At 64.7% G+C, this 19,982-nt stretch carries 23 protein-coding genes; 10 read left to right on the top strand and 13 right to left on the bottom strand.

From position 1 onward, the window contains the following. Both B3E94_RS25095 and coxB read right to left on the bottom strand, forming a co-directional pair. The coding region (locus tag B3E94_RS25095; protein ID WP_286915621.1) for a cbb3-type cytochrome c oxidase subunit I at positions 1-910 on the bottom strand (910 nt) is incomplete at its 3' end. A gap of 43 nt (positions 911-953) precedes the next feature. Next, entirely contained in the window at positions 954-2,081 is a 1,128-nt protein-coding gene (gene coxB, locus B3E94_RS25090; RefSeq protein ID WP_236236224.1) for a cytochrome c oxidase subunit II, read from the bottom strand. A gap of 368 nt (positions 2,082-2,449) precedes the next feature. Between coxB and B3E94_RS25085 the strand changes: the two genes are divergently transcribed. The 4 genes from B3E94_RS25085 (at position 2,450) to B3E94_RS25070 (ending at position 6,501) form a co-directional block, all read left to right on the top strand. Continuing rightward, on the top strand, positions 2,450-3,091 hold the full coding sequence (locus B3E94_RS25085) for a hypothetical protein (protein ID WP_176511701.1): 642 nt from the start codon (positions 2,450-2,452) through the stop codon (positions 3,089-3,091). A 109-nt stretch (positions 3,092-3,200) separates the two neighbouring features. After that, positions 3,201-4,562, top strand: coding sequence for a CHASE2 domain-containing protein (locus tag B3E94_RS25080; protein ID WP_286915620.1), 1,362 nt, complete (start codon positions 3,201-3,203; stop codon positions 4,560-4,562). After that, complete coding sequence (locus B3E94_RS25075) at positions 4,559-4,924, top strand: hypothetical protein (protein WP_176511703.1); 366 nt, start codon at positions 4,559-4,561, stop codon at positions 4,922-4,924. Before B3E94_RS25080 ends, B3E94_RS25075 begins: the two co-directional genes overlap by 4 nt. Beyond that, positions 4,921-6,501 carry a M48 family metallopeptidase gene (locus B3E94_RS25070; protein WP_286915619.1) on the top strand — a complete coding sequence of 527 codons (1,581 nt, stop codon included), beginning with the start codon at positions 4,921-4,923 and terminating at the stop codon, positions 6,499-6,501. Before B3E94_RS25075 ends, B3E94_RS25070 begins: the two co-directional genes overlap by 4 nt. A gap of 6 nt (positions 6,502-6,507) precedes the next feature. On the opposite strand, the gene B3E94_RS25065 is transcribed toward B3E94_RS25070, so the two are convergent. The 5 genes from B3E94_RS25065 to prlC form a co-directional block, all read right to left on the bottom strand. Next, a complete protein-coding gene (locus B3E94_RS25065) occupies positions 6,508-8,028 on the bottom strand; it encodes a SulP family inorganic anion transporter (protein ID WP_286915618.1) in 1,521 nt (506 codons plus the stop codon). Positions 8,029-8,224: 196 nt separating this feature from the next. Next, complete coding sequence (locus tag B3E94_RS25060) at positions 8,225-8,944, bottom strand: carbonic anhydrase (RefSeq protein ID WP_008092112.1); 720 nt, start codon at positions 8,942-8,944, stop codon at positions 8,225-8,227. Between the two features lie 271 nt (positions 8,945-9,215). Then, a complete protein-coding gene (locus B3E94_RS25055) occupies positions 9,216-10,274 on the bottom strand; it encodes a PA0069 family radical SAM protein (protein WP_236236220.1) in 1,059 nt (352 codons plus the stop codon). Between the two features lie 80 nt (positions 10,275-10,354). Further along, complete coding sequence (locus B3E94_RS25050) at positions 10,355-10,636, bottom strand: YheV family putative zinc ribbon protein (RefSeq protein WP_176511707.1); 282 nt, start codon at positions 10,634-10,636, stop codon at positions 10,355-10,357. Beyond that, entirely contained in the window at positions 10,633-12,720 is a 2,088-nt protein-coding gene (gene prlC / locus B3E94_RS25045; protein ID WP_286915617.1) for an oligopeptidase A, read from the bottom strand. The genes B3E94_RS25050 and prlC overlap by 4 nt, the downstream gene beginning before the upstream one ends. Before the next feature lie 66 nt (positions 12,721-12,786). On the opposite strand from prlC, the gene B3E94_RS25040 reads away from it, so the two are divergent. Both B3E94_RS25040 and B3E94_RS25035 read left to right on the top strand, forming a co-directional pair. Beyond that, a complete protein-coding gene (locus B3E94_RS25040; protein ID WP_286915616.1) occupies positions 12,787-13,335 on the top strand; it encodes a gamma carbonic anhydrase family protein in 549 nt (182 codons plus the stop codon). A 19-nt stretch (positions 13,336-13,354) separates the two neighbouring features. After that, positions 13,355-14,005 carry an HAD family hydrolase gene (locus B3E94_RS25035; protein WP_176511710.1) on the top strand — a complete coding sequence of 217 codons (651 nt, stop codon included), beginning with the start codon at positions 13,355-13,357 and terminating at the stop codon, positions 14,003-14,005. A gap of 32 nt (positions 14,006-14,037) precedes the next feature. Here B3E94_RS25035 and B3E94_RS25030 read toward each other — a convergent pair whose 3' ends face one another. Then, positions 14,038-15,111 carry an aminopeptidase gene (locus B3E94_RS25030; RefSeq protein WP_286915615.1) on the bottom strand — a complete coding sequence of 358 codons (1,074 nt, stop codon included), beginning with the start codon at positions 15,109-15,111 and terminating at the stop codon, positions 14,038-14,040. Positions 15,112-15,195: 84 nt separating this feature from the next. On the opposite strand from B3E94_RS25030, the gene B3E94_RS25025 reads away from it, so the two are divergent. Both B3E94_RS25025 and B3E94_RS25020 read left to right on the top strand, forming a co-directional pair. After that, positions 15,196-15,609 carry a hypothetical protein gene (locus tag B3E94_RS25025; RefSeq protein WP_286915614.1) on the top strand — a complete coding sequence of 138 codons (414 nt, stop codon included), beginning with the start codon at positions 15,196-15,198 and terminating at the stop codon, positions 15,607-15,609. A gap of 54 nt (positions 15,610-15,663) precedes the next feature. Next, positions 15,664-16,077: a hypothetical protein gene (locus B3E94_RS25020; RefSeq protein ID WP_286915613.1), complete on the top strand. Its 414-nt coding sequence runs from the start codon at positions 15,664-15,666 to the stop codon at positions 16,075-16,077. A 28-nt stretch (positions 16,078-16,105) separates the two neighbouring features. Here the strand turns inward: B3E94_RS25020 and B3E94_RS25015 are convergent, their stop codons facing one another. Further along, positions 16,106-16,339 carry a DUF1161 domain-containing protein gene (locus B3E94_RS25015; protein WP_236236214.1) on the bottom strand — a complete coding sequence of 78 codons (234 nt, stop codon included), beginning with the start codon at positions 16,337-16,339 and terminating at the stop codon, positions 16,106-16,108. 74 nt (positions 16,340-16,413) lie between these two features. Continuing rightward, positions 16,414-16,839 carry an OsmC family protein gene (locus B3E94_RS25010; RefSeq protein WP_286915612.1) on the bottom strand — a complete coding sequence of 142 codons (426 nt, stop codon included), beginning with the start codon at positions 16,837-16,839 and terminating at the stop codon, positions 16,414-16,416. A 153-nt stretch (positions 16,840-16,992) separates the two neighbouring features. Between B3E94_RS25010 and B3E94_RS25005 the strand changes: the two genes are divergently transcribed. Next, positions 16,993-17,997 carry an LLM class flavin-dependent oxidoreductase gene (locus B3E94_RS25005; RefSeq protein WP_286915611.1) on the top strand — a complete coding sequence of 335 codons (1,005 nt, stop codon included), beginning with the start codon at positions 16,993-16,995 and terminating at the stop codon, positions 17,995-17,997. A 72-nt stretch (positions 17,998-18,069) separates the two neighbouring features. Here B3E94_RS25005 and B3E94_RS25000 read toward each other — a convergent pair whose 3' ends face one another. Together B3E94_RS25000 and B3E94_RS24995 are read right to left on the bottom strand one after the other, a co-directional pair. Then, positions 18,070-18,291, bottom strand: coding sequence for a DUF1161 domain-containing protein (locus B3E94_RS25000; protein WP_176511717.1), 222 nt, complete (start codon positions 18,289-18,291; stop codon positions 18,070-18,072). Between the two features lie 103 nt (positions 18,292-18,394). Beyond that, entirely contained in the window at positions 18,395-18,610 is a 216-nt protein-coding gene (locus B3E94_RS24995; RefSeq protein ID WP_176511718.1) for a dodecin, read from the bottom strand. 150 nt (positions 18,611-18,760) lie between these two features. On the opposite strand from B3E94_RS24995, the gene B3E94_RS24990 reads away from it, so the two are divergent. Beyond that, a complete protein-coding gene (locus tag B3E94_RS24990) occupies positions 18,761-19,084 on the top strand; it encodes a DUF883 family protein (RefSeq protein WP_176511719.1) in 324 nt (107 codons plus the stop codon). Here B3E94_RS24990 and B3E94_RS24985 read toward each other — a convergent pair. After that, entirely contained in the window at positions 19,081-19,977 is an 897-nt protein-coding gene (locus B3E94_RS24985) for a LysR family transcriptional regulator (protein ID WP_286915610.1), read from the bottom strand. The two genes, B3E94_RS24990 and B3E94_RS24985, sit on opposite strands and share 4 nt — an antisense overlap. Positions 19,978-19,982 lie beyond the last annotated feature (5 nt).

The following is a 19,982-nucleotide window of genomic DNA, read 5'->3' as shown; positions in this document are numbered from 1 at the left end:
AGACGATGAACGACAGGAAGGCGATCGCGCCGGTGGCGTAGACCATCGAGGTGTAGCCGAACAGCGGCTTGCGCGAGAACGCCGGGATGATCGAGCTGACCGCGCCGAAGGCCGGCAGGATCATGATGTACACCTCGGGGTGGCCGAAGAACCAGAACACGTGCTGGAACAGTACCGGGTCGCCGCCGCCGGCGGCGCTGAAGAAGCTGGTGCCGAAGTGGATGTCCATCAGCATCATGGTCACCACCCCGGCCAGCACCGGCATCACCGCAATCAGCAGAAACGCGGTGATCAGCCAGGTCCAGACGAACAGCGGCATTTTCATCAAGGTCATGCCGGGCGCGCGCAGGTTGAGGATGGTGGCGATCACGTTGATCGCGCCCATGATCGAGCTGATGCCCATCAGGTGGATGGCGAAGATGAAGAAGGTCACGCTGGCCGGGGCGTAGGTGGTCGACAGCGGGGCGTAGAAGGTCCAGCCGAAGTTCGGCCCGCCGCCGGGGCTGAACAGGGTCGAGACCAGCAGCAGGAACGCCGCCGGCAGCAGCCAGAAGCTGAAGTTGTTCATGCGTGGCAGGGCCATGTCCGGCGCCCCGATCATCAGCGGGATCATCCAGTTGGCCAGGCCGACGAAGGCCGGCATCACCGCGCCGAACACCATGATCAGGCCGTGCATGGTGGTCATCTGGTTGAAGAACGCCGGCTCCACGATCTGCAGCCCGGGCTGGAACAGCTCGGCGCGGATGACCATGGCGAACGAGCCGCCGAGCAGGAACATCATGAAGCTGAACCACAGGTACATCGTGCCGATGTCCTTGTGGTTGGTGGTCAGCACCCAGCGCATCAGGCCCTTGGCGGGGCCGTGCGCGTGGTCATGGCCGTGGGCGTGGTCGTCGATCACTGCACTCATGTCCTGTCTCCTGCAATCCACTGACTGCGGCGAATGGCCCGGCTCATTTCGCTTCTGCCTGCTTGAGCGCCAGCACGTCCTTCGGCGTGACCATGTCACCCTTGTTGTTGCCCCAGGCGTTGCGCTCGTAAGTGACCACGGCGGCAATGTCGACTTCCGAGAGCTGCTTGCCGAACGCCGCCATGGCCGTGCCCGGGCGGCCATGGAAGACCACGCTCAGGTGTTCTTCCTTCGGCCCGGTGGCCACCTTCGAGCCCTTGAGCGCCGGGAACATCGGCGGCAGGCCCTGGCCTTCGGCCTGGTGACAGGCCACGCAGGTGGTGTGGTAGATCTTGTCGCCACGCTCGACCAGCTCCTGCAGCGTCCATTCCTTGCTGGTCAGCTCCTTGAGCTTGGCCGCCTCGGCCTTGCGCTCGCCGAGCCAGGTGTCGTAGTCGGCCTTGGACTTGACCTCGACCACCACCGGCATGAAGCCATGGTCCTTGCCGCACAGCTCGGTGCACTGGCCGCGGTAGATGCCGGGCTTTTCGATGCGCGCCCAGGCTTCGTTGACGAAGCCTGGGATGGCGTCACGCTTGACCGCGAACGCCGGGACCCACCAGGAATGGATCACGTCGGCGGCGGTCACCAGAAAGCGCACCTTGGCGCCGACCGGCAGCACCAGCGGCTGGTCGACCTCGAGCAGGTAGTGCTCGTCCTTGGGGGCCTTGTTGTGGATCTGCTCGGTGGGGGTGGCCAGGTTGCTGAAGAACTCCACATCCTGGCCCAGGTATTTGTAGTGCCACTTCCACTGGTAGCCGGTGACCTGGATGTCGATGTCCGACTCGCTGGCGTCGTAGATGTCGATCAGGGTCTTGGTGGCGGGGATGGCCATGGCCACCAGAATCAGGAACGGGACAACGGTCCAGAGGATTTCCACCCAGGTATGCTCGTGGAAATGCGCCGCCTGCTGGCCGGTGGAACGCCGGTGCAGGACCATCGACCAGAACATCGCGCCGAACACCACGATGCCGATGATCACGCAGATCCAGAAGATGGTCATGTGCAGGTCGAACACGGCGTTGGAGACTTCCGTCGCCCCTGGCGCCATGTTCACGGTCCAGGCGGCGTTGGCCTGACCGAAAACCGACCACAACAGAAGGCCCATCCAGACATGTGGATGTCGCATCATTGCGGGTTCCCCTTTTAATTCTTGTTGTCCCGAAGGCATGGCCTGCGGCAAGCGGGAACGGCGGTCAAGACTGCCTGGCTTCGACGACCGAGCCCCTGCGAAAGCAGACGGGCCTCATCAACGAATCACGTTCAACCCGAGTATAGACACCGACCAATGGCACGCAACGCGAGGGGAGTAATGAACTGCACGAAATCGTGAAATGGCACGCAACGCGCGTGCTAGAGAGGGTCTGGCATAATGGTGGCACTTGGTTATACCCAACAGCGCACACGTTTGCGAGATTTATAACAAATGAGTCTTAGGTATTCGGTATACCGAGCTAATTTAGTGTCTTCCGTTTGAAACGTCTTGTCCCTGGAGTTGTCATGAACATCGCTGCTGTACGCGAGCAGATTAGCCAAGCCCACGATCACGAAGGCCGAACCGGCCAACTGAAAGAGCGTCTCGAGCTGCAACTGCCCCACCTGCACCCCTCGATTCAACTGCCTGAGCAGGACGCCCAGGGTACTTTGGCGCGCTTCGTCAGCGCTTACATCGACCAGGTTCCAGAACTGCTCGAGGCCGCCCACGAGGTAGCCCGCGAGGCTGGCATCGAGTCGCAGATCAAGCCGGTGCTGAAAATTGCCGAGGCTTATTTCCTGCAGCCGCCGAGCATGATGCAGGGCCATGTGGGCCTGGATTGCCTGCTGGATGAAGCCTACCTCGCCCATCGCCTGGTGGAGGAGGTGAACGACCTGTACATCCGCCACTTCCAGCAGCCGCTGATCCCCTTCGATACCACCCTGGCCAACCTGATCGCTCACCAGCTGATCGGCGAGACCTTCGCCAACCAGCTCGATGAGGTGGTGCACCATTCGGTGGACGAGATGCTCGATGACGAGAGTTTCGCCGCCGAGTCGGTGGAGGCCTACCGCGAGGCCCTGTGCAGCCCGCAAACCGGCGCAGCCTGGAAGCGCTGGCCGTGCCTGTCGCGCCAGCTCGGCGTGGAGCTGGGCCAACCCGCCTGACCGCTTCCCCGCCGCTCGCCTGCGGGCGGCGGGGCGCCGCGCGGTAATAGCACTTTCGAATCAGTGGCCAATAGTGGCAAAATGCCTCATACCCTGATTCGAGGCATGGATGCTGACGTCTTCGCGCTTTTCCTTGCGCCAAATGCTGTTCGGCCTTTCGCTGATACTGATCGCACTGCTCGACCCGATCGGCCTGGCCAGCTCCACCGATGAGGCTTCATCGCGCTGGCTGAACCGCTTGCTGGCGAACTGGTACGCCGATGCGGGGCAGCGCCAGGTCGTGGTGGTGCTGATCGACGACGAGTACCTGCAGCAGAACGACACCTTCTGGCCGCTGCCCTATGCCGAGCAGAGCCGGCTGTTCAAACGCCTGCTGGCCTACCAGCCCGGGGCAGTGTTCATCGACCTGCTCTACAGCCACGACCATTCCCAGGCCACCCCCGGCCAGGCGCCGCGCGTGCAGAGCCAGGCCCTGGCCAACGTCTTCGAACGCTACTGGCAGCAGGGCATCCCGCTGATCGTGGCGAATACCGGCGTCGAGCGCGGGGCCCAGGGCGGGGTCAACACGTTGCCCAGCCTGGCCCAGGTCAGCACGCCGGCGCTGGTCAGCTGGAGCGGGTTCGGCAGCCAGTATCCGCTTGCCGTCAACACCGACCTGGGCGCCATGGAAACACCGGCGCTGGTGATGTACCGCCAGTACTGCCACTTGCATGGCTGCCCCGAGCTGCCCGCCGACGCCCAGGCGGCAGCCCTTCGCCCGCCCATGGCCGTGCAGTGGGGCGTGCACCAGTCGCCGCTGCAGGCGCAGGTGTCGGACATCAGCGACTGCAAGGTGCCTGGCCTGCTCGATCAACTGCTGCAGGCGTTGTTCTGGAAACTGGGGAGCAACGCCCAGGCCAACTGTGCCTACAACCTGACCCTCAATGCCCGCGACCTCGAGGTGACCGATCCCGATGAGCAAGCCCTACTCAGGCAACTGCTGCAGGGCAAGCAGGTGCTGGTCGGCGCGCGCATCGCCGGTACCGGCGACGTCACCCAATCGCCCCTGCACGGCAAGGTGCCGGGGGTGTACCTGCATGCCATGGCGCTGGACAACCTGATCAACTGGGGCATGGGCTACTACCGCGCCACACCCAGCCTGCCCGGCAGCGTTTCGGTGGATGTCCTGGACGTCATCGAACTGGCCTTGCTGGGCCTGCTCACCTACCTCAAAGGCACGCTCGATGCGCCCCTGCTGGCCGGCAACGGCCGGCACGCCCGTCTGCGGCTCCGGCCACTGACCGCCTGGGCCCTGGTCGTCGTGCTGCTCGGCAGCCTGAGCGCCGGCCTGTGGCTCAACAACTTCACCCCCGCCAACGTGCTCGGCCTGTTACTGCTGTCGATGACGCTGTTCAGCCAGCGCATCCAGGCCGCGATCGAAAGCGATGTGCCCGGCCGTTCGATTTTCTCCAGCCAAGGAACCCAGCGATGAGCAAGACCTTCCTATTCCTGTTTTCCCTGTTGTTCAGCCACAGCCTGCTCGCCGCCGGCCCCATGGTCGATGCCTTCCTCCAGGACCCGGTGCCGGTGCTCGATGACCAGGGCAAGTCGCTGCGCGACATCGCCCGCGCCAGCCTGCCCAAGCAGGCGCTGCCGGTGCTGCAGTACAACAAGGAGCTGGACCTGGTGCAGGTCGACCTGGGGAGTGAGAAGGTCTGGCTGGACCCAATGACCGTGCGCGTCAACCCGCCGCTGAACGTGGTCAAGCTGCCCTGCCAGAAACTCTCCAGCAGCCTTGCCGAAGATCACCAGAACAACTCCACCATCGGTTTCGGCGCCGGGTGCGCCAAATGAAGGGCATCAAGCGCATCGCCGCTGTGCTTGGCGCCGCCACCCTGGCCCAGCTGGCCGGCTGCCAGACGCTCAATGGCGCCAATGATGCCTTCCAGAACCTGGTCGGCCCCTCGACCCAGTCGCGCCTGCAGGGCCGCTACCTGGACCAGCCCGAAGTCCACCAGTACTACCGCCTGGACCCACAGCATGCCGGCCAGCTGCGCCTGAGCTTCGATGGCCGCACATTGCCTGCAGACGAAATCCGCCAGCAGAACCTGGTGCAGATCCCCGAGCTTCAGGCCTACCTGCAGCGCATCGTCGTGCGCCTGGCCAAGGGCTGGCCGGGCGAAGCGCCGGCGTTGCAGGTGCGTATCGTCGACAGCTACGCCTTCGGCCCCTCGGCAGACCCTTACGGCAACGTGTTCGTGCCATTGGGCATGCTCGACAACGTCGAGAGCGAGGACGAGATCGCCGCCATGCTCGGCCACGAGATGAGCCATGTGCTGCTGCGCCATCACGACCGCCTGGCGGCGTTCCAGCAGCAAAAAGAGCTGGTGACCAACATCGCCAGCACCGTGGTGATCGCCGCCGTGGTCAAGAACACCGGCAGAAACAGCGCCACCGGCCAGTTTTTCAGCAAAGACCCGCAAGCCACGCAGAAGACCATCGGCAACACCGTGCTCTATACCGCGCTGGCCAACAGCTTCTCCGACAACGTCTGGAGCACGGCCTGGGGCCGTACCCAGGAAGACCAGGCCGACCTCTTGGGCGCCGACCTGATGGTGCGGGCCGGCTATGCGCCGCGCGCCTCCAGTGTCAGCCTGCAGCGGCTGAACGACTTCCAGGGCAAGCAGAAGCCGCTTTTGAGCAGCTTCCTGCAAGAACGCCAGCTGGCCGTGACCGAGTCGCTCAAGCAGTTCGACATCAACCGCACCACCCGCGAGATCCAGACCTTGCTCAACCAGGGCGTGGGTACCGCCCTGGCCTCCACGGGCCAGTACTTCAACCGCTCGCACATGTCGCCCGTGCAGCGCGACGAGGAGCTGCGCCAGTACCTGCAACGCGAGTACAAGCAGCAGTCACGGGCACGCGTGGACCGCCGCAGCTGGCCGCAGGTGCGCGACAGCGCCGCCGTGCAGCGCGCGTTGCAGGGCTACCGGGACGCCTATGCGGCCACCACTGCGCTCGATCAGAAAAAGCTCCCGGAGGCCTCGACCTTCGTCACCCGCGCCCTGGCCTCGCCGGTTGCTGACCAGCCAGGCATCCGCCGCGCCGCCTTCAGCCTGCACATGGCCCAGGGCAAGAGCCGCGAGGCGCTGGCCGATCTGCAATCGATCCGCGACTGGACCCTGGCCAGCCCCTCGATCTACGACCTGATGATTGGCCACCACCTGCGCAACGGCGACCCGCAAGCTGCGCTGGCGATGATCGACAAGGCCGAGCGCACCCTGGGTTCGGAGGAGCTGTTCATCACCGAAAAGCTCATGGCCAACCGGCAGCTCAAGGCCGGCAACGAGGTGCAGGAGGTACTGCGCAAGTGCGAGCAGTACCCAAGCCGCAAGGAAGGCTGCCGCAAGCTGGTGCCGAAATCGGCGTGATGCCGGTCAGTGCTGAGGGACGGCGCGCAAGCGCCCCTCGACCCTGCGCTTGAGGCCCCGTGGCTCGATGATCAGGCGCGAGCCACAGTGGCGCTGGGTGCGCGCCCAGTCTTCCAGCAGCTCCATCACCGAGTGGTCGATGTAGCGCAGGTGAGTCATCGGCACATGCAGCTGGGTGCCCGCCGGTACGCTTTCCAGTACCTGCGTCAGCGCCGGCACCTTGAGGAAGGTGGCCGCTCCGCCCAAGCGCAGCTCCATGTGCCCCGGCTGCTCCAGGGCCACCAGGCTGATCTTCAGCCGCGCCGCTTTGAAGGCCAGTTTCAGCAAGGTCAGCCCGAAGCCCACCAGCACACCGGTGAGCAGGTCGGTGAAGATGATCGCCAGCGCCGTTGCCGCGTAGGTGAACATCGGCATCCGCCCGTAGCGGCCCAGCCCGCGCAAGGCCTTCACATCCACCAGCTTGATGCCCGTGTACACCAGCACACCGGCCAGGCTGGCCACCGGAATCTGCTGCAGCACGCTGCTGAGCACCACCACGAACGCCAGCAGCCACAAGCCATGCAGGATCGCCGAAGCGCGGGTCTGGGCGCCGGCCTGGACATTCGCCGAGCTGCGCACGATCACCCCGGTCATCGGCAGGGCACCCAGCACCCCGCAGAGCATGTTGCCGATGCCCTGGGCCGACAGCTCGCGGTCGAAGTCCGAACGCTGGCCGCTGTGCATGCGGTCTACCGCTGCGGCCGAGAGCAGCGTCTCGGCACTGGCGATGAAGGCCAGCGCGAAGGCCGCCACCAGCAAGGTGGGGTCGGCGAGTTTGAGCAGGTCGCCAGGGCGCAGCCAGTCGATGGCTTGCGACAAGTCGGCTGGCACCTGCACGCGGTTGACCGGCAGCGCCAGCCACAGGCTGACCGCCGTCATCGTCGCCACCCCCAGCAAGGCGCCGGGGATGAAGCGCAGCTTCTGCGGGCGCAAGCGCTCCCAGCCCCACATCAGGGCGATGGTGCCCAGGCCCAGCGCGCCGGCTTGCCAGCCCGCGCCTGCGCTTTCGATCGGCAGGGCATCGGCGACGGTCGCCGGAAACGCCAGCAGGTTCTGCAGGCCCGAGGGCTGCGGCGTGGTGTCGAACATCACATGCACCTGTGACAGCACGATCAGCACGCCAATGCCGGCCAGCATGCCGTACACCACCGCCGGCGCCGTGACGCGGAACCAGCAACCCAGGCGCAGGCGCCCGGCCAGCAATTGCAACAGCCCGGCCAGCAGCAGGATCGGCCCGAGCATGGCCATGCCATGCTGGCGCACCAGCTCGAACACCAGCACGGCCAGGCCCGCCGCGGGGCCGCTGACCTGCAGCGGCGAGCCGGCCAGAAAGCCCACCACGATGCCACCGATGATGCCGGTGATCAGGCCCTTGGCCGGCGGCATGCCCGAGGCGATGGCAATGCCCATGCACAACGGCAGGGCCACCAGAAATACCACCACCGAGGCCAGCAACTCACGCGGCAGGGCCGCTTTCAACTGTGTCATGTTCACTGTGTTTCTCCTTTCTCAATCGCACGGCCATTCCTCTGGCCGTGGGCACGTTGGCCCCTGACGAACGCGCAGGCGCGGGCCGCCAGCGGGCTTGCCGGCAGGGCAGTCAGGGAATTCAAGGCAGCCGAAGGCCGCGCCACACCCTAGCGGGTGCAGCCGGCTATCAAGGTTCTAGCGTTGGATGGGTCGCTTAGTAGCGGCCTCTCGGCGTGGCGCAGGGTACCGGTTCGCCGGCAGCCAGGGGCAGGAAGCTGTCGCTGAGGGCGTCGTAGGCTTCGATCTTGCTGGTCTCGATGTCGTACACCCAGCCGTGGATGTACAGCTCGCCCGCCGCCAGGCGCGATGCCACGGACGGGTGGGTGCGCAGGTGGTGCAGCTGGGCGATGACGTTTTCCTTGGTCAGCACCTGCATGGTTTCGTGCTCGCTGCCGCAGGAGCAGTTGTTCTCGACCACGGTGCGCGCCACTTCGGCATGCCGCAGCCAGGCGGAAACGGTCGGCATCTTGGCCAGCGACTGCGGGTTGAGTACCGCGCGCATGGCGCCACAGTCGGAGTGGCCGCAGATGATGATGTGGTGAACCTTCAGCGCCGAGACGGCGTATTCGATGGCGCTGGAAACACCGCCGTTCATCTGGCCATAGGGCGGTACCACGTTACCGACGTTACGGGTCACGAACAGGTCGCCTGGCGAGCTCTGGGTAATCAGCTCGGGGACGATGCGCGAGTCGGCACAGGTGATGAACATGGCGCGCGGGGTTTGCGCGGTGGCGAGCTTCTTGAACAGCTCTTGTTGCTCGGGAAAGACGTCATGGTGAAAACGCAGGAAGCCGTCGACGATGTGCTTCAGGGCGGCATCGGCGCTTTCCGCCGGAGCCTGCGGAATGACCTTGGATGGGTCCTTGACGGGCATGATTCATCCTCTTGACGGTGTTGTGGTAAATCCAGTTTACCGGTGAAAGATTCTGGCTATGCAGGGTTTTAGATGACACGCACGAGCCATAGATCACAGTCTTCGTGGACTGGTTTCCTACGCTAGCGGGGAAAACTTAACTGAAACTTAATTCGAAGGCTCTAGAACAGGCGTTCCAGAAGGAAAAGGCGGGAGCTGAATAATAGCAAAAAAGCATCAGCTGCCAAGACCCTCGAATGGAATTATGTGCTTGGATTAGCCAGGCTGAGGATCAGAACAGCGCCATCTGCCCACCCGGCGGGCAGAATGCCGAGCAGTCCAGCGCCTGCGCCTCGCGCCCGGCGAATTCCAGCCGCCGCATGGCCTTGGCAAAGCGTTGCGCCAGCAGTTCGGCGAACACACCTTCCCCGCGCATCCGCGAGCCGAACCGGCTGTCGTAAAGCTCGCCACCGCGGCTCTGCCGGATGAGGCTGAGCACATGGGCTGCACGCTGGGGGTAGTGGTCCTGCAGCCATTGCTCGAACAGCGGCGCCACCTCCAGCGGCAGGCGTAGCATCATGTAGGCCGCACTCTGCGCGCCAGCCTCCTTGGCGGCTTCGAGCAGGCGTTCCAGTTCGCTGTCGTTGATCATCGGAATCATCGGCGAGCACAGCACCCCCACCGGCACCCCCGCCTCGCGCAGCACCCGAATCGCCCGCAGCCTGGCCTTGGGCGATGCCGCGCGCGGTTCGAGCACGCGCTTGAGGTCGTCATCCAGGGTGGTCAGGCTGATCATCACCCGCGCCAGGCGCTGGCGGGCCATCTCGGCCAGCAGGTCGAGGTCGCGCAGCACCAGCGAGCCCTTGGTGACGATGGTTACCGGATGGCGAAAGCGCAGCAGCACCTCCAGCAGGCGCCGGCTCAGTTGCTGCTCGCGCTCGATCGGCTGGTAAGGGTCGGTGTTGGCGCCCAGGTTGATCGGCGCGCAGACGTAGCCGGGCTTGCTCAACTGTTGCGCGAGCACCTCGGCGGCGTTGGTCTTGGCGATCAGCTTGGTTTCGAAGTCCAGCCCCGGGGAAAGGTCCCAATAGGCATGGGAAGGGCGGGCGTAGCAGTAGATGCAGCCATGCTCGCAGCCCCGATAGGGGTTGATCGAGCGGTCGAAGGGCAGGTCGGGCGAGGTATTGCGGGCGATGATGGTCTTGGCGGTTTCGATGCGCACCTCGGTGCCCTGGGTGAAGGGCACTTCCTGGTACCAGCCGTCATCCTCCACCACCGAATGGCTCGGGGCGAAGCGGTTGTGCGGGTTGTGTGCCGTGCCACGGCCTTTCTGCGGTGCTGGAGGCATCATTGCTCACCCCGATACTGTACCTATATACAGTATCGCGGCGAGCAGGATTGTTCCAGCGCCTCTGGTCAGCCCGGCAGCTTTCAGTCGGCCGGTTTCTTCAGCTTCGGATTAGGGAAGAACTGCACCGTCTGCACCTTGGCGGGGGCGGCCTTGGGCGCGAGGTGGTTGACCCGGGTACCCAGCTCCTTGGGTACCGACAGGCCCTGTTCGTTGAGGGTGTCGGTGAAGCCGCAGGCCACGCATTCGCGGTGCGGCACACCGTCCTCGTTCCACATCATCAGCTTGTCCGGCTCGCTGCATGCCGGGCATACGGCCCCGGCGATGAAGCGCTTCTTGGTCTTGTTCACGACTACCTCGCTCATGCCGCCGCGTCCTCGCTCAGGCCGCTGTGGCGCAACAGTGCATCGATGGAAGGCTCGCGGCCACGGAAGTCGACGAACAGCACCATCGGCTCGCGCGAACCACCACGGGCCAGGATCGCCTCGCGGAAGGCGCGGCCGGTTTCAGCGTTGAGCACACCTTCTTCCTCGAAGCGCGAGAAGGCATCGGCCGACAGCACTTCGGCCCACTTGTAGCTGTAGTAGCCCGCGGCGTAACCGCCGGCGAAGATGTGCGCAAAGCTGTTGGGGAAGCGGTTGTACGCCGGTGGGCGCATGACCGACACCTCGTCGCGCACCCCTTCGAGCACCTGCAGCACGCTGCGCCCGTCGCCGTGGCTGGCGTGCAGCTCGAAGTCGAACAGCGAGAACTCCAGCTGGCGCACCATCATCATGCCCGACTGGAAGTTCTTCGCCGCCAGCATCTTGTCCAGCAGGTCCTGGGGCAGGGCGGCGCCAGTCTCGTAGTGGCCGGAAATCAGCGCCAGGCCTTGCGGCTCCCAGCACCAGTTTTCCATGAACTGGCTCGGCAGCTCGACGGCATCCCAGGCCACGCCGTTGATGCCGGAAACGCCGGCATGCTCGATGCGGGTGAGCAGGTGGTGCAGGCCGTGGCCGAACTCGTGGAACAGGGTGGTGACTTCGTCGTGGGTCAGCAGCGCAGGCTTGCCGGGCGCGGCCGGGGTGAAGTTGCACACCAGGTTGGCCACCGGGCTCTGCAGCGCGCCTTCGGCGGTGCGGCGGCGGTCGCGGGCGCCGTCCATCCAGGCGCCGCCACGCTTGTTGGCGCGGGCATAGAGGTCGAAGAAGAAGCGCCCGACATGCTGGCCGTTTTCCTTGATCTCGAACAGGCGCACGTCCGGGTGCCAGCTGTCGAAGCCCTTGAGTTCGGCGATTTCGATGCCGTACAGGCGCTGGACGATGCTGAACAGGCCAGACAACACCTTGTCGATCGGGAAGTAGGCGCGCAGGGCTTCCTGCGACACGCTGTAGCGCTGCTCGCGCAGTTTTTCGCCAAAGTAGCCGGCATCCCAGCTGGCCAGCTCGGCGCAGCCTTGCTCGGCGGCATAGGCCTTGAGCTGCGCCAGGTCCTGGGCGGCAAAGGGCTTGGAACGCTTGGCCAGGTCACGCAGGAAGCTCAGCACCTGGTCGCTGGACTCGGCCATCTTGGTGGCCAGGCTCAGTTCGGCGTAGTTCGGGTAGCCCAGCAGCTCGGCCAGCTCCTGGCGCAGGTCGAGGATCTCGCGCATCACCGGGCCATTGTCGAACTGGCCGGCATTCGGGCCCTGGTCGGAGGCGCGGGTGCAGTAGGCGGCGTACAGCTCTTCACGCAGGGCGCGGTCGCTGGCGTAGGTCATCACCGCGTAGTAGCTGGGGAACTCCAGGGTGATCAGCCAGCCGTCGAGGCCCTTGGCCTGGGCAGCGGCGGCCATCTGCGCCTTGGCCGAATCGGTCAGGCCGGCGAGGGCGGCTTCGTCGGTGACGTGCTTGCTCCAGGCCTGGGTGGCGTCGAGCAGCTGGTTGGAGAAGCGGCTGCCCAGTTCGCTGAGCTTGCTCTGCACTTCGGCATAGCGCTGCTGCTTGTCGGCCGGCAGGTCGATACCCGACAGGCGGAAGTCACGCAGGGCATGCTCGAGAATGGTCTTCTGCGCCACGTCGAAGCCTTTGGCCTCGGGGCTGTTCACCAACGCCTGGTAGGCGTCGAACAGTGCGCGGTTCTGGCCAAGCTCGGTGGAGTAGGCGCTCAACGCCGGCAGGCACGACTCATAGGCCTCGCGCAGCTCGGGGCTGTTGCACACCGCATTGAGGTGGCTGACCGGGCTCCAGGCTGCGCCCAGGCGGTCGTTGAGTTCGTCCATGGCCAGCACCAGGCCGGCCCAGGTGGGCTGCTGGCCTTGCTTTTCGAGGATCTGGGCAATGGCCTTGCGGTTATCGGCCAGGATCTGTTCGATGGCCGGCAGCACGTGTTCGGCACGGATCGCCGAGAAGGGCGGCAGATCATAGGATTGCAGAAGCGGGTTGTTGGCACTCACGGTTTGGATACCTTGGCAGAAGAAACACTTCACCATCTTAATTACAATCGACGCCGACCGCAGCAGGCAGCCTGCCTATCGGCACAGATGAGAGACGCTATCATGGCCATCCGACGCTTCCAGCAACACACTCCGAAAGTTGCACCACGGGCCTTCGTCGACCGTTCGGCGGTGGTGCTGGGCGATGTTGAAATCGGCGAGGACAGCTCGGTGTGGCCGCTGACGGTAATCCGCGGCGACATGCACCGCATCCGCATTGGCGCGCGCACCAGCGTGCAGGACGGCAGCGTTCTGCACATCACCCATGCCGGGCCGTTCAACCCCGACGGCTTCCCGTTGATCATCGGCGACGAGGTGACCATCGGTCACAAAGTCATGCTGCATGGCTGTACCCTGGGCAGCCGCATCCTGGTGGGCATGGGCAGCACCATCATGGACGGCGCCATCGTCGAGGACGAGGTGATCATCGGTGCCGGCAGCCTGGTGCCGCCGGGCAAGCGCCTGGAAAGCGGCTACCTGTACGTGGGCAGCCCGGTGAAACAGGCCAGGGCGCTGACCGACAAGGAACGGGCGTTTTTCCCCTACAGCGCCAGCAACTACGTGAAGCTCAAGGACCAGCACCTGGCCGAAGGCTACGACCAACCTGAATGACTTGAGTGGACCCTCAGACATGCACCAGCAGAACATCCTATTCGACCTCGACGGCACCCTGACCGACCCGCGCCTGGGCATCACCCGCTCGATCCAGTACGCCTTGGCCAAGCTGGGCATTGACGAGCCGGACCTGACGCGCCTCGAGCACTTCATCGGCCCACCCCTGCTGCAGGCGTTCATGCAGTACTACAGCTTCGACGAAGCCAAGGCGTGGGACGCGGTGAACTTCTATCGGGAACGTTTCCGCGTTACCGGCCTGTACGAGAACCTGGTGTTCGACGGCGTGCCCGAGCTGCTGCAGGCGCTCAATGGCCAGGGCCGCACCCTGTACATCGCCACTTCCAAGCCTTGGGAGTTCGCCCGCGAAATCGCCCGGCACTTTGCCTTCGACCATCACTTCAAGGTGATCTACGGCAGCGAGCTGGACGGTACGCGCACCAACAAGGTCGAGCTGATTCGTCACCTGCTCGACGAAGAAGGGCTGGACCCGGCGCAGACGCTGATGATCGGTGACCGCAAGCACGACCTGATCGGCGCGCGCAGCAATGGGCTGCAGGCGGTGGCGGTGGGGTACGGGTTTGGTAGCGAGGAAGAACTAAGGGCCGAGGAACCGGCCTTCCACTTTGCCACCGTGGCAGATATGCACCAGGCCTTCATCAAGGGTTGAGTCCATTGGGGCTGCTTTGCAGCCCCAAAATCTCACTGCCTCCCCACCAATCGCATCAACGCCGCCTTGCGTTCCTCAGCCGGCAACCGCCCCAACGCCTCAACCCGCTGATAGAACCGCGCCCAATCCCCGCCAACCTCGCCAAACAGCGCCGCAAACGCCGGCACCCACTGGTCATACAGCCCGAACGGCAACAGCTTGGCATTGCTCATGGGCCCATACATCCAGGCGTCATAGGGCTTGTCTCCAGCCCACTGTTCGTCACGCACCTGCCGGTACTCACGCCGTAACCGCTCGAATTCCGCCCGCTTGGCCGCACGCTTGTGCGCGTCATCCAGCGGCCCGGCATAAATCGCCTGCAGCCGATCACGGCTCGCCAACACCAGGCCAATGAACTGGTCCTGCTGCCCTGGCAGCTGGCTCTCGCTGGCCGCAAGCCCACGCGCTGCGCGCCATTGCCGCGTGCCCTCCTGCTCGACGAAGGTGGCGAACGACTCGTTGAACGCCGTGTCGTCCTGCAGGTAGAAGCGCTGGTGCGCCAGCTCATGGAAGATCAACGTAGCCAGGCGTTCGTCGCCCCAGCCCAGCATCGTCGACAAGATCGGGTCATCGAACCAGCCAAGCGTCGAGTACGCCTCGACACCGCCCACATACACATCCATGCCGTCCTCACGCATCAAGGCCGCAGCGCCTCGGGCCGCGCCCTTCTGGTAATAGCCGCGGTAGGCGACGCAGCCGGCAACCGGGAAGCAGTGAGTCACAGGTTGCAGGGACAGCTCGGGCGTGGCGAACACGTTCCACACCACGTAGGGGCGGCCCAGGTCGGCATACACCCGGTAACTGCGGTTATCCGGCAGTTTCAGGTGCTCGCTGGCGAACACCCTGGCCTGTTCGGCGTGCTGCAGACGGGCGCGCAACTGCGCGCTGCTGGCCGGGTCGTCAATCACCTGCTGCACCGGTTGGCGTGCACGCAACAGCTGCCACTGCCCCTCGGCCAGCTGGCCGTAATAGCCCAGGGTGCTGCAACCGCCCAGCAGAAAAGCGCCCAGCACGGGAACCAAAGCGCTGAAAACACGGTCGAGTGGCCCAGGGCCTGAGCGCTTCAAAAGAAAAAACCACACCATCTTGGGCTGTCCAGATCGCTCACGGCCGATGCGCTCCAAGACTATCCGCCACGGGGGAGTTTCGCCATGCGTGCATTGTTCGTCGCCGGTTCACTGTTGCTGGTCTCGGCCTGTTCGACCCTGCCCGACCCAGACCCGAACCAGGCCTGGATCGACCTGACCCCGCACGACAACACCTCGCTGCACGCAGTGCAGGTGGACGAACGCGACTGGGCCGACAACCGCTATTTCGAAGTGCAGCCCGGCAGCCACGAACTGACCGTGCGCTACCAGTTCCCGGTCACCCCGAGCAATATCGGCCCAGTCGACGAGCCCCTGTGGCGCGACTGCCAGCTCAACCTGACCTTCAAGGACTTCAACGCCGGCCAGCGCTACGAGCTGCAAGCGGGCAGCATCGGCTTCCGCCCGTGGGTCAAGCTGTATGACCAGCAGCAGAAACTGCTCGGCCAGGGCATGCCGGCAGGCTGCCAACGCACCTGAATGGCGCAAACGGCGCTATGCTTTTAGCTTGTGTGTTGCAAGTGGAGTTTCACCATGCGCCAGCCCATGATGCTGATCGCCCTCAGTGCACTGGGGGCTTGCGCCAGCCCCTTGCCCCCCGTTGACCCCAAGCAAGCCTGGGTCGACCTCTACACCATGACACCCGGCCGCGTGATAATGGCCGACCGCCTCGACGGCAAGCGCCTGGAAGACGGGCGCTACTTCCAGGTGACGCCTGGCAAGCACGAATTGGTGGTGCGTTTCGATTATGAAATCTACGCCGGCGGCATGCTGACCTCGCCCAAAGACCGCACCTGCTACCTGACGGTACGTTTCGACGACTTCAAGGCCGGCGAGCGCTATCGCCTGGAGGCCCGCGCCCCGGTGATGGAGCCGCAGGTGCTGCTGTACGACGCCAGCCGCAAGGTCCTGGTCAACGAGCCCAGCGACGTGTTCTGCATCCCATGAAGAAAGGGCCGCCAGGCGGCCCCCTCAGCTACCGGTCATTTTTCTGGTAGATGATCTTCTTGGTGCCGGCATCGCAGCTGCCAACGACCATGTTCTGGTCCTTGACGTCGCTGTTGGGCACGATCTCCAAGGTGTATGACGGCACGCCCTGGGCCTGGATCTTGGCTTCGATCTCGGCCTTCAGTTCCTCGCACGGTTTGACCGCCGCCAGTGCAGATGTGGCCAGCAGGGATGCCAGCACGGCGATTGCTACGCGAATCATGGAACGGCTCCTGGAAGGGCAGCATTGGCTGCCGACACCTTTTAGACTACAGGAAACCGCCCCCGTTGCGCCGCTCAGCCCACCAGCGTGGCGTCCAGGCTGATCTTGGCATTGAGCACCTTGGAGACCGGGCACCCGGCCTTGGCCTTGTTGGCGATTTCCACAAACTGCGCCTCGCTCGCCCCCGGCACCTTGGCCTTGAGAATCAGGTGCACGGCGGTGATGGCAAAGCCATCGGGCTGCTTGTCGAGGGTGACCTCGGCAATGGTGTCGATCCGCTCAGGGGTCAGCCCGGCCTCGCCGAGCATCATCGACAGCGCCATCGAGAAACAGCCGGCATGGGCTGCGCCGATCAGTTCCTCCGGGTTGGTCCCGGGCGAGCCCTCGAACCGCGTGTTGAACCCATAGGGGTTCTGCTTGAGCGCGCCACTCTCCGTCGAGAGCAGGCCCTTGCCATCCTTAAGGCCACCTTGCCAGATCGCCGATGCTGTCTTTTTCATGCTGCCTCCTGGTCACTCGGTTACTTGCCTAAGGTTCAGAGGACAGCGCCCTACGGCAAGTTCAGCCCAATCTCGCTGCAGGCATTGAATACGCCGAATGTGCCCATACACAGATAAAAAGGCCTCAGGCCTTCCCCCTTCATGGAGGCTTCGATGACGACGCTGCGTGACCTGAAAATTTCCACCCTCGACCTGGTGCCCGTGCGCGCCGACGCGGGGCCTGCACAATCGCTGCGCAACTCCCTGGACCTGGCCCAGCACGCCGAGCGCTTCGGCTACCACCGCTTCTGGGTGGCCGAGCACCACAACATGGATGGCATCGCCAGTTCGGCCACCTCGGTGCTGATCGGTTACCTGGCCGGCGGCACCTCGACCATCCGCGTGGGTTCCGGCGGGGTCATGCTGCCCAACCACGCGCCACTGGTGATCGCCGAGCAGTTCGGCACCCTGGCCAGCCTGTACCCGGGGCGCATCGACCTGGGCCTGGGCCGAGCGCCCGGCTCCGACCAGATGACCGCCCGCGCCCTGCGCCGCGAGCGCTCGGGCAGCGCCGACGACTTCCCAGACGATGTCGAGGAGCTGTCACGCTACCTCGGCCCGCGCACCGATGATCAAAAAGTGATCGCCGTGCCCGGCCACGACACCGACGTGCCGATGTGGCTGCTCGGCTCCAGCCTGTTCAGCGCGCAATTGGCCGGCATGCGCGGCATGCCCTACGCCTTTGCCTCGCACTTCGCGCCGCGCTACATGCACGAGGCGATTCGCATCTACCGCGACCACTTCAAGCCTTCGACCACGCTGGACAAGCCTTACGTGATGCTGGGCATTCCGATGGTGGTGGCCGAAACCGACGAGAAGGCCGAATACCTGGCCACTTCGGTGTACCAGCGCATCCTGGCCCTGATTCGCGGGCAGAGCCTGATGCAGCGCCCGCCGGTGGCGAGCATGGACGGGCTGTGGCTGCCCCATGAGCGGGACGCGGTGGGTAGTTTCCTGGGCCTGGCGATGGTGGGCAGCCCGCAGAAGGTGCGGGCCAAAGTTGAGGTGCTGCTGGAGCAGACCGGGGCGGATGAGCTGATCTTCACCTGCGACCTGTATGAGCATGCGGACCGGGTGCGGTCTTATGAGTTGCTGGCGCAGGCATTGAAAGCCGAGTAGGCCGCAATCGCCGGCAAGCCAGCTCCCACGGGGTCATTGTGGGAGCCGGCTTGCCGGCGATCGGGCCACCGCTCAATTGCGCCGGTAGATGATTTCCTTGGTACCGGCTTCACAGCTACCAATCACCTTGCCAGCCCCTTTACCCTTCTCGGCGATCTCCAAGGTGTAGCCCTTCACCCCCTTGGCATCCAGCTTCGCCGCAAGCTCCGCCTTCAAATCCTCGCAAGGCTTGCCCGCCGCCAGCGCACCACCGGCCAGCACCATCAGACCTACTGCCAGAACCAACTTCTTCATCACTCGCTTTCCTTGTGCAGATGAAAATCGAAAAGGGCGCCGGCCAGGCGCCCCTTTGACTGTATTACGCCATCACGCCGGGCATTACCAGCCCGGCGCTGTTTCAGCTGTTGGCGATACGGAAGCCCACCTTGAGCGTGACCTGAAAATGCGCCGCCTTGCCGTCGCGGATATGGCCACGGGTATCGATCACCTCGAACCACTCCAGATGCTTGATGCTCTTGCCGGCTTCGGCCAGGGCATTGTTGATCGCCTCTTCGATGCTGGTAGGCGAAGACCCCACCAGCTCGATCTTCTTGTAGGTGTGATGATCGGACATGAGCGCTCTCCTTGATTGACGGTGAGATTGAGCCTAGCAGCGCAGGCCTGGTTTACCTGCGAGCCGTCGCCCAGGGTGAAAGTTCCATCGCACTTTCGGCGCAGCGCGCAGTCGCAATCCTTACAGTCCATTCTGCAAAGGAGAGTCAACATGCACCGCAACTCGCTGCGTAAAACGTCCCTGGAAAGCATGGAAGCGGAGATCGAAAGCCTTCTGAAAAGCCTGGAAACCCTCAAGCATGACGCTTCGGAGGAATCCCAGAAGTCGGTGAAGGCCATCCGCAGCAACGCGGAAAGCGCGCTGAAACACTCGCGCAGCCTGCTCAGCGATGCCTACGAGGAAGTGAAGACCCGCACCCGCCAGACCGGCATCGCCACCCGCGACTACGCCCAGGAGCACCCCGTCACCACCGCCGGCGTGGCAATTGGCGCGCTGGGCCTGCTGGCCGCCTACCTGCTGTACCGCCGCAACTAACCCGCCTGCCTTTCCAGTTCACGGCGCAGCCACTGCGCCAACTGCTCGGCGCGCCCGTCCGCGGCGCGCCGTGGCACCCACAGCGCCAGCGCTGCGGGGGTCGGTGAAAACCCCCAGGGTGCGCACAACCTGCCTGCGCGCAAGTCGTCAGCCACCAGCGGCTGGGGCGCAATTGCGACGCCAAGCCCGGCTACCGCGGCTTCGAGCAAGTAGTACAAGTGCTCGAAAGCCTGGCCGTATTGCAGCTCGCCCACTTCCAGATCCTGTTCTTCAGCCCAGGTCGGCCATGCCTGCGGGCGCGAAGTGGTATGCAGCAAACTCTCGCCGAGCAAGGCCTTGGCCGGGGCGCCGCGCAAGCGTTCGAAGCCCGCGTAGTGGGGGCTGAGAACCGGCCCGATGCGCTCCTCGGCCAGCACATGCACCTGCATGTCTGCAGGCCACGGCGGCTCGGCGTACACCAGCAGCGCATCCAGCCCTGGCCGGCGAGGGTCAAGGTCGCCTTCGCCCGCCGACAGGTGCAGGCGCAGCTCGGGCAGGTCGGCCTTGAGCCGGCCGAGCCTGGGGATGAACCAGCGCGCCAGCAGGCTGCCCGAGCACCCCAGCACGAACGGCGCCTCGCTGTTGTCGCGGCTCAACTCGGCACACACCCCGCGCAGCTTGTCGAATGCCTCGCCACTGGCATCGCGCAGCCGGGCACCGGCATCTGTGAGTTTGATGCCGCGCCCGTCCTTGACGAACAGGGCCACGCCCAAGTGCGCCTCGAGCACCTTGATCTGCCGGCTCACCGCCCCATGGGTCACGTGCAGCACTTCGGCAGCCTGGCTGACGCTGTTGAGCCGGGCGGTGGCCTCGAAGGCCCGCAGGGCATTGAGGGGAGGGAGGTCGTGGGCCATTTACG

It is taken from the genome of Pseudomonas sp. UBA6315 (assembly GCF_002438125.1).
Lineage (GTDB): Bacteria > Pseudomonadota > Gammaproteobacteria > Pseudomonadales > Pseudomonadaceae > Aquipseudomonas > Aquipseudomonas faucium.
This window is presented reverse-complemented; position numbering and strand designations above follow the sequence as displayed.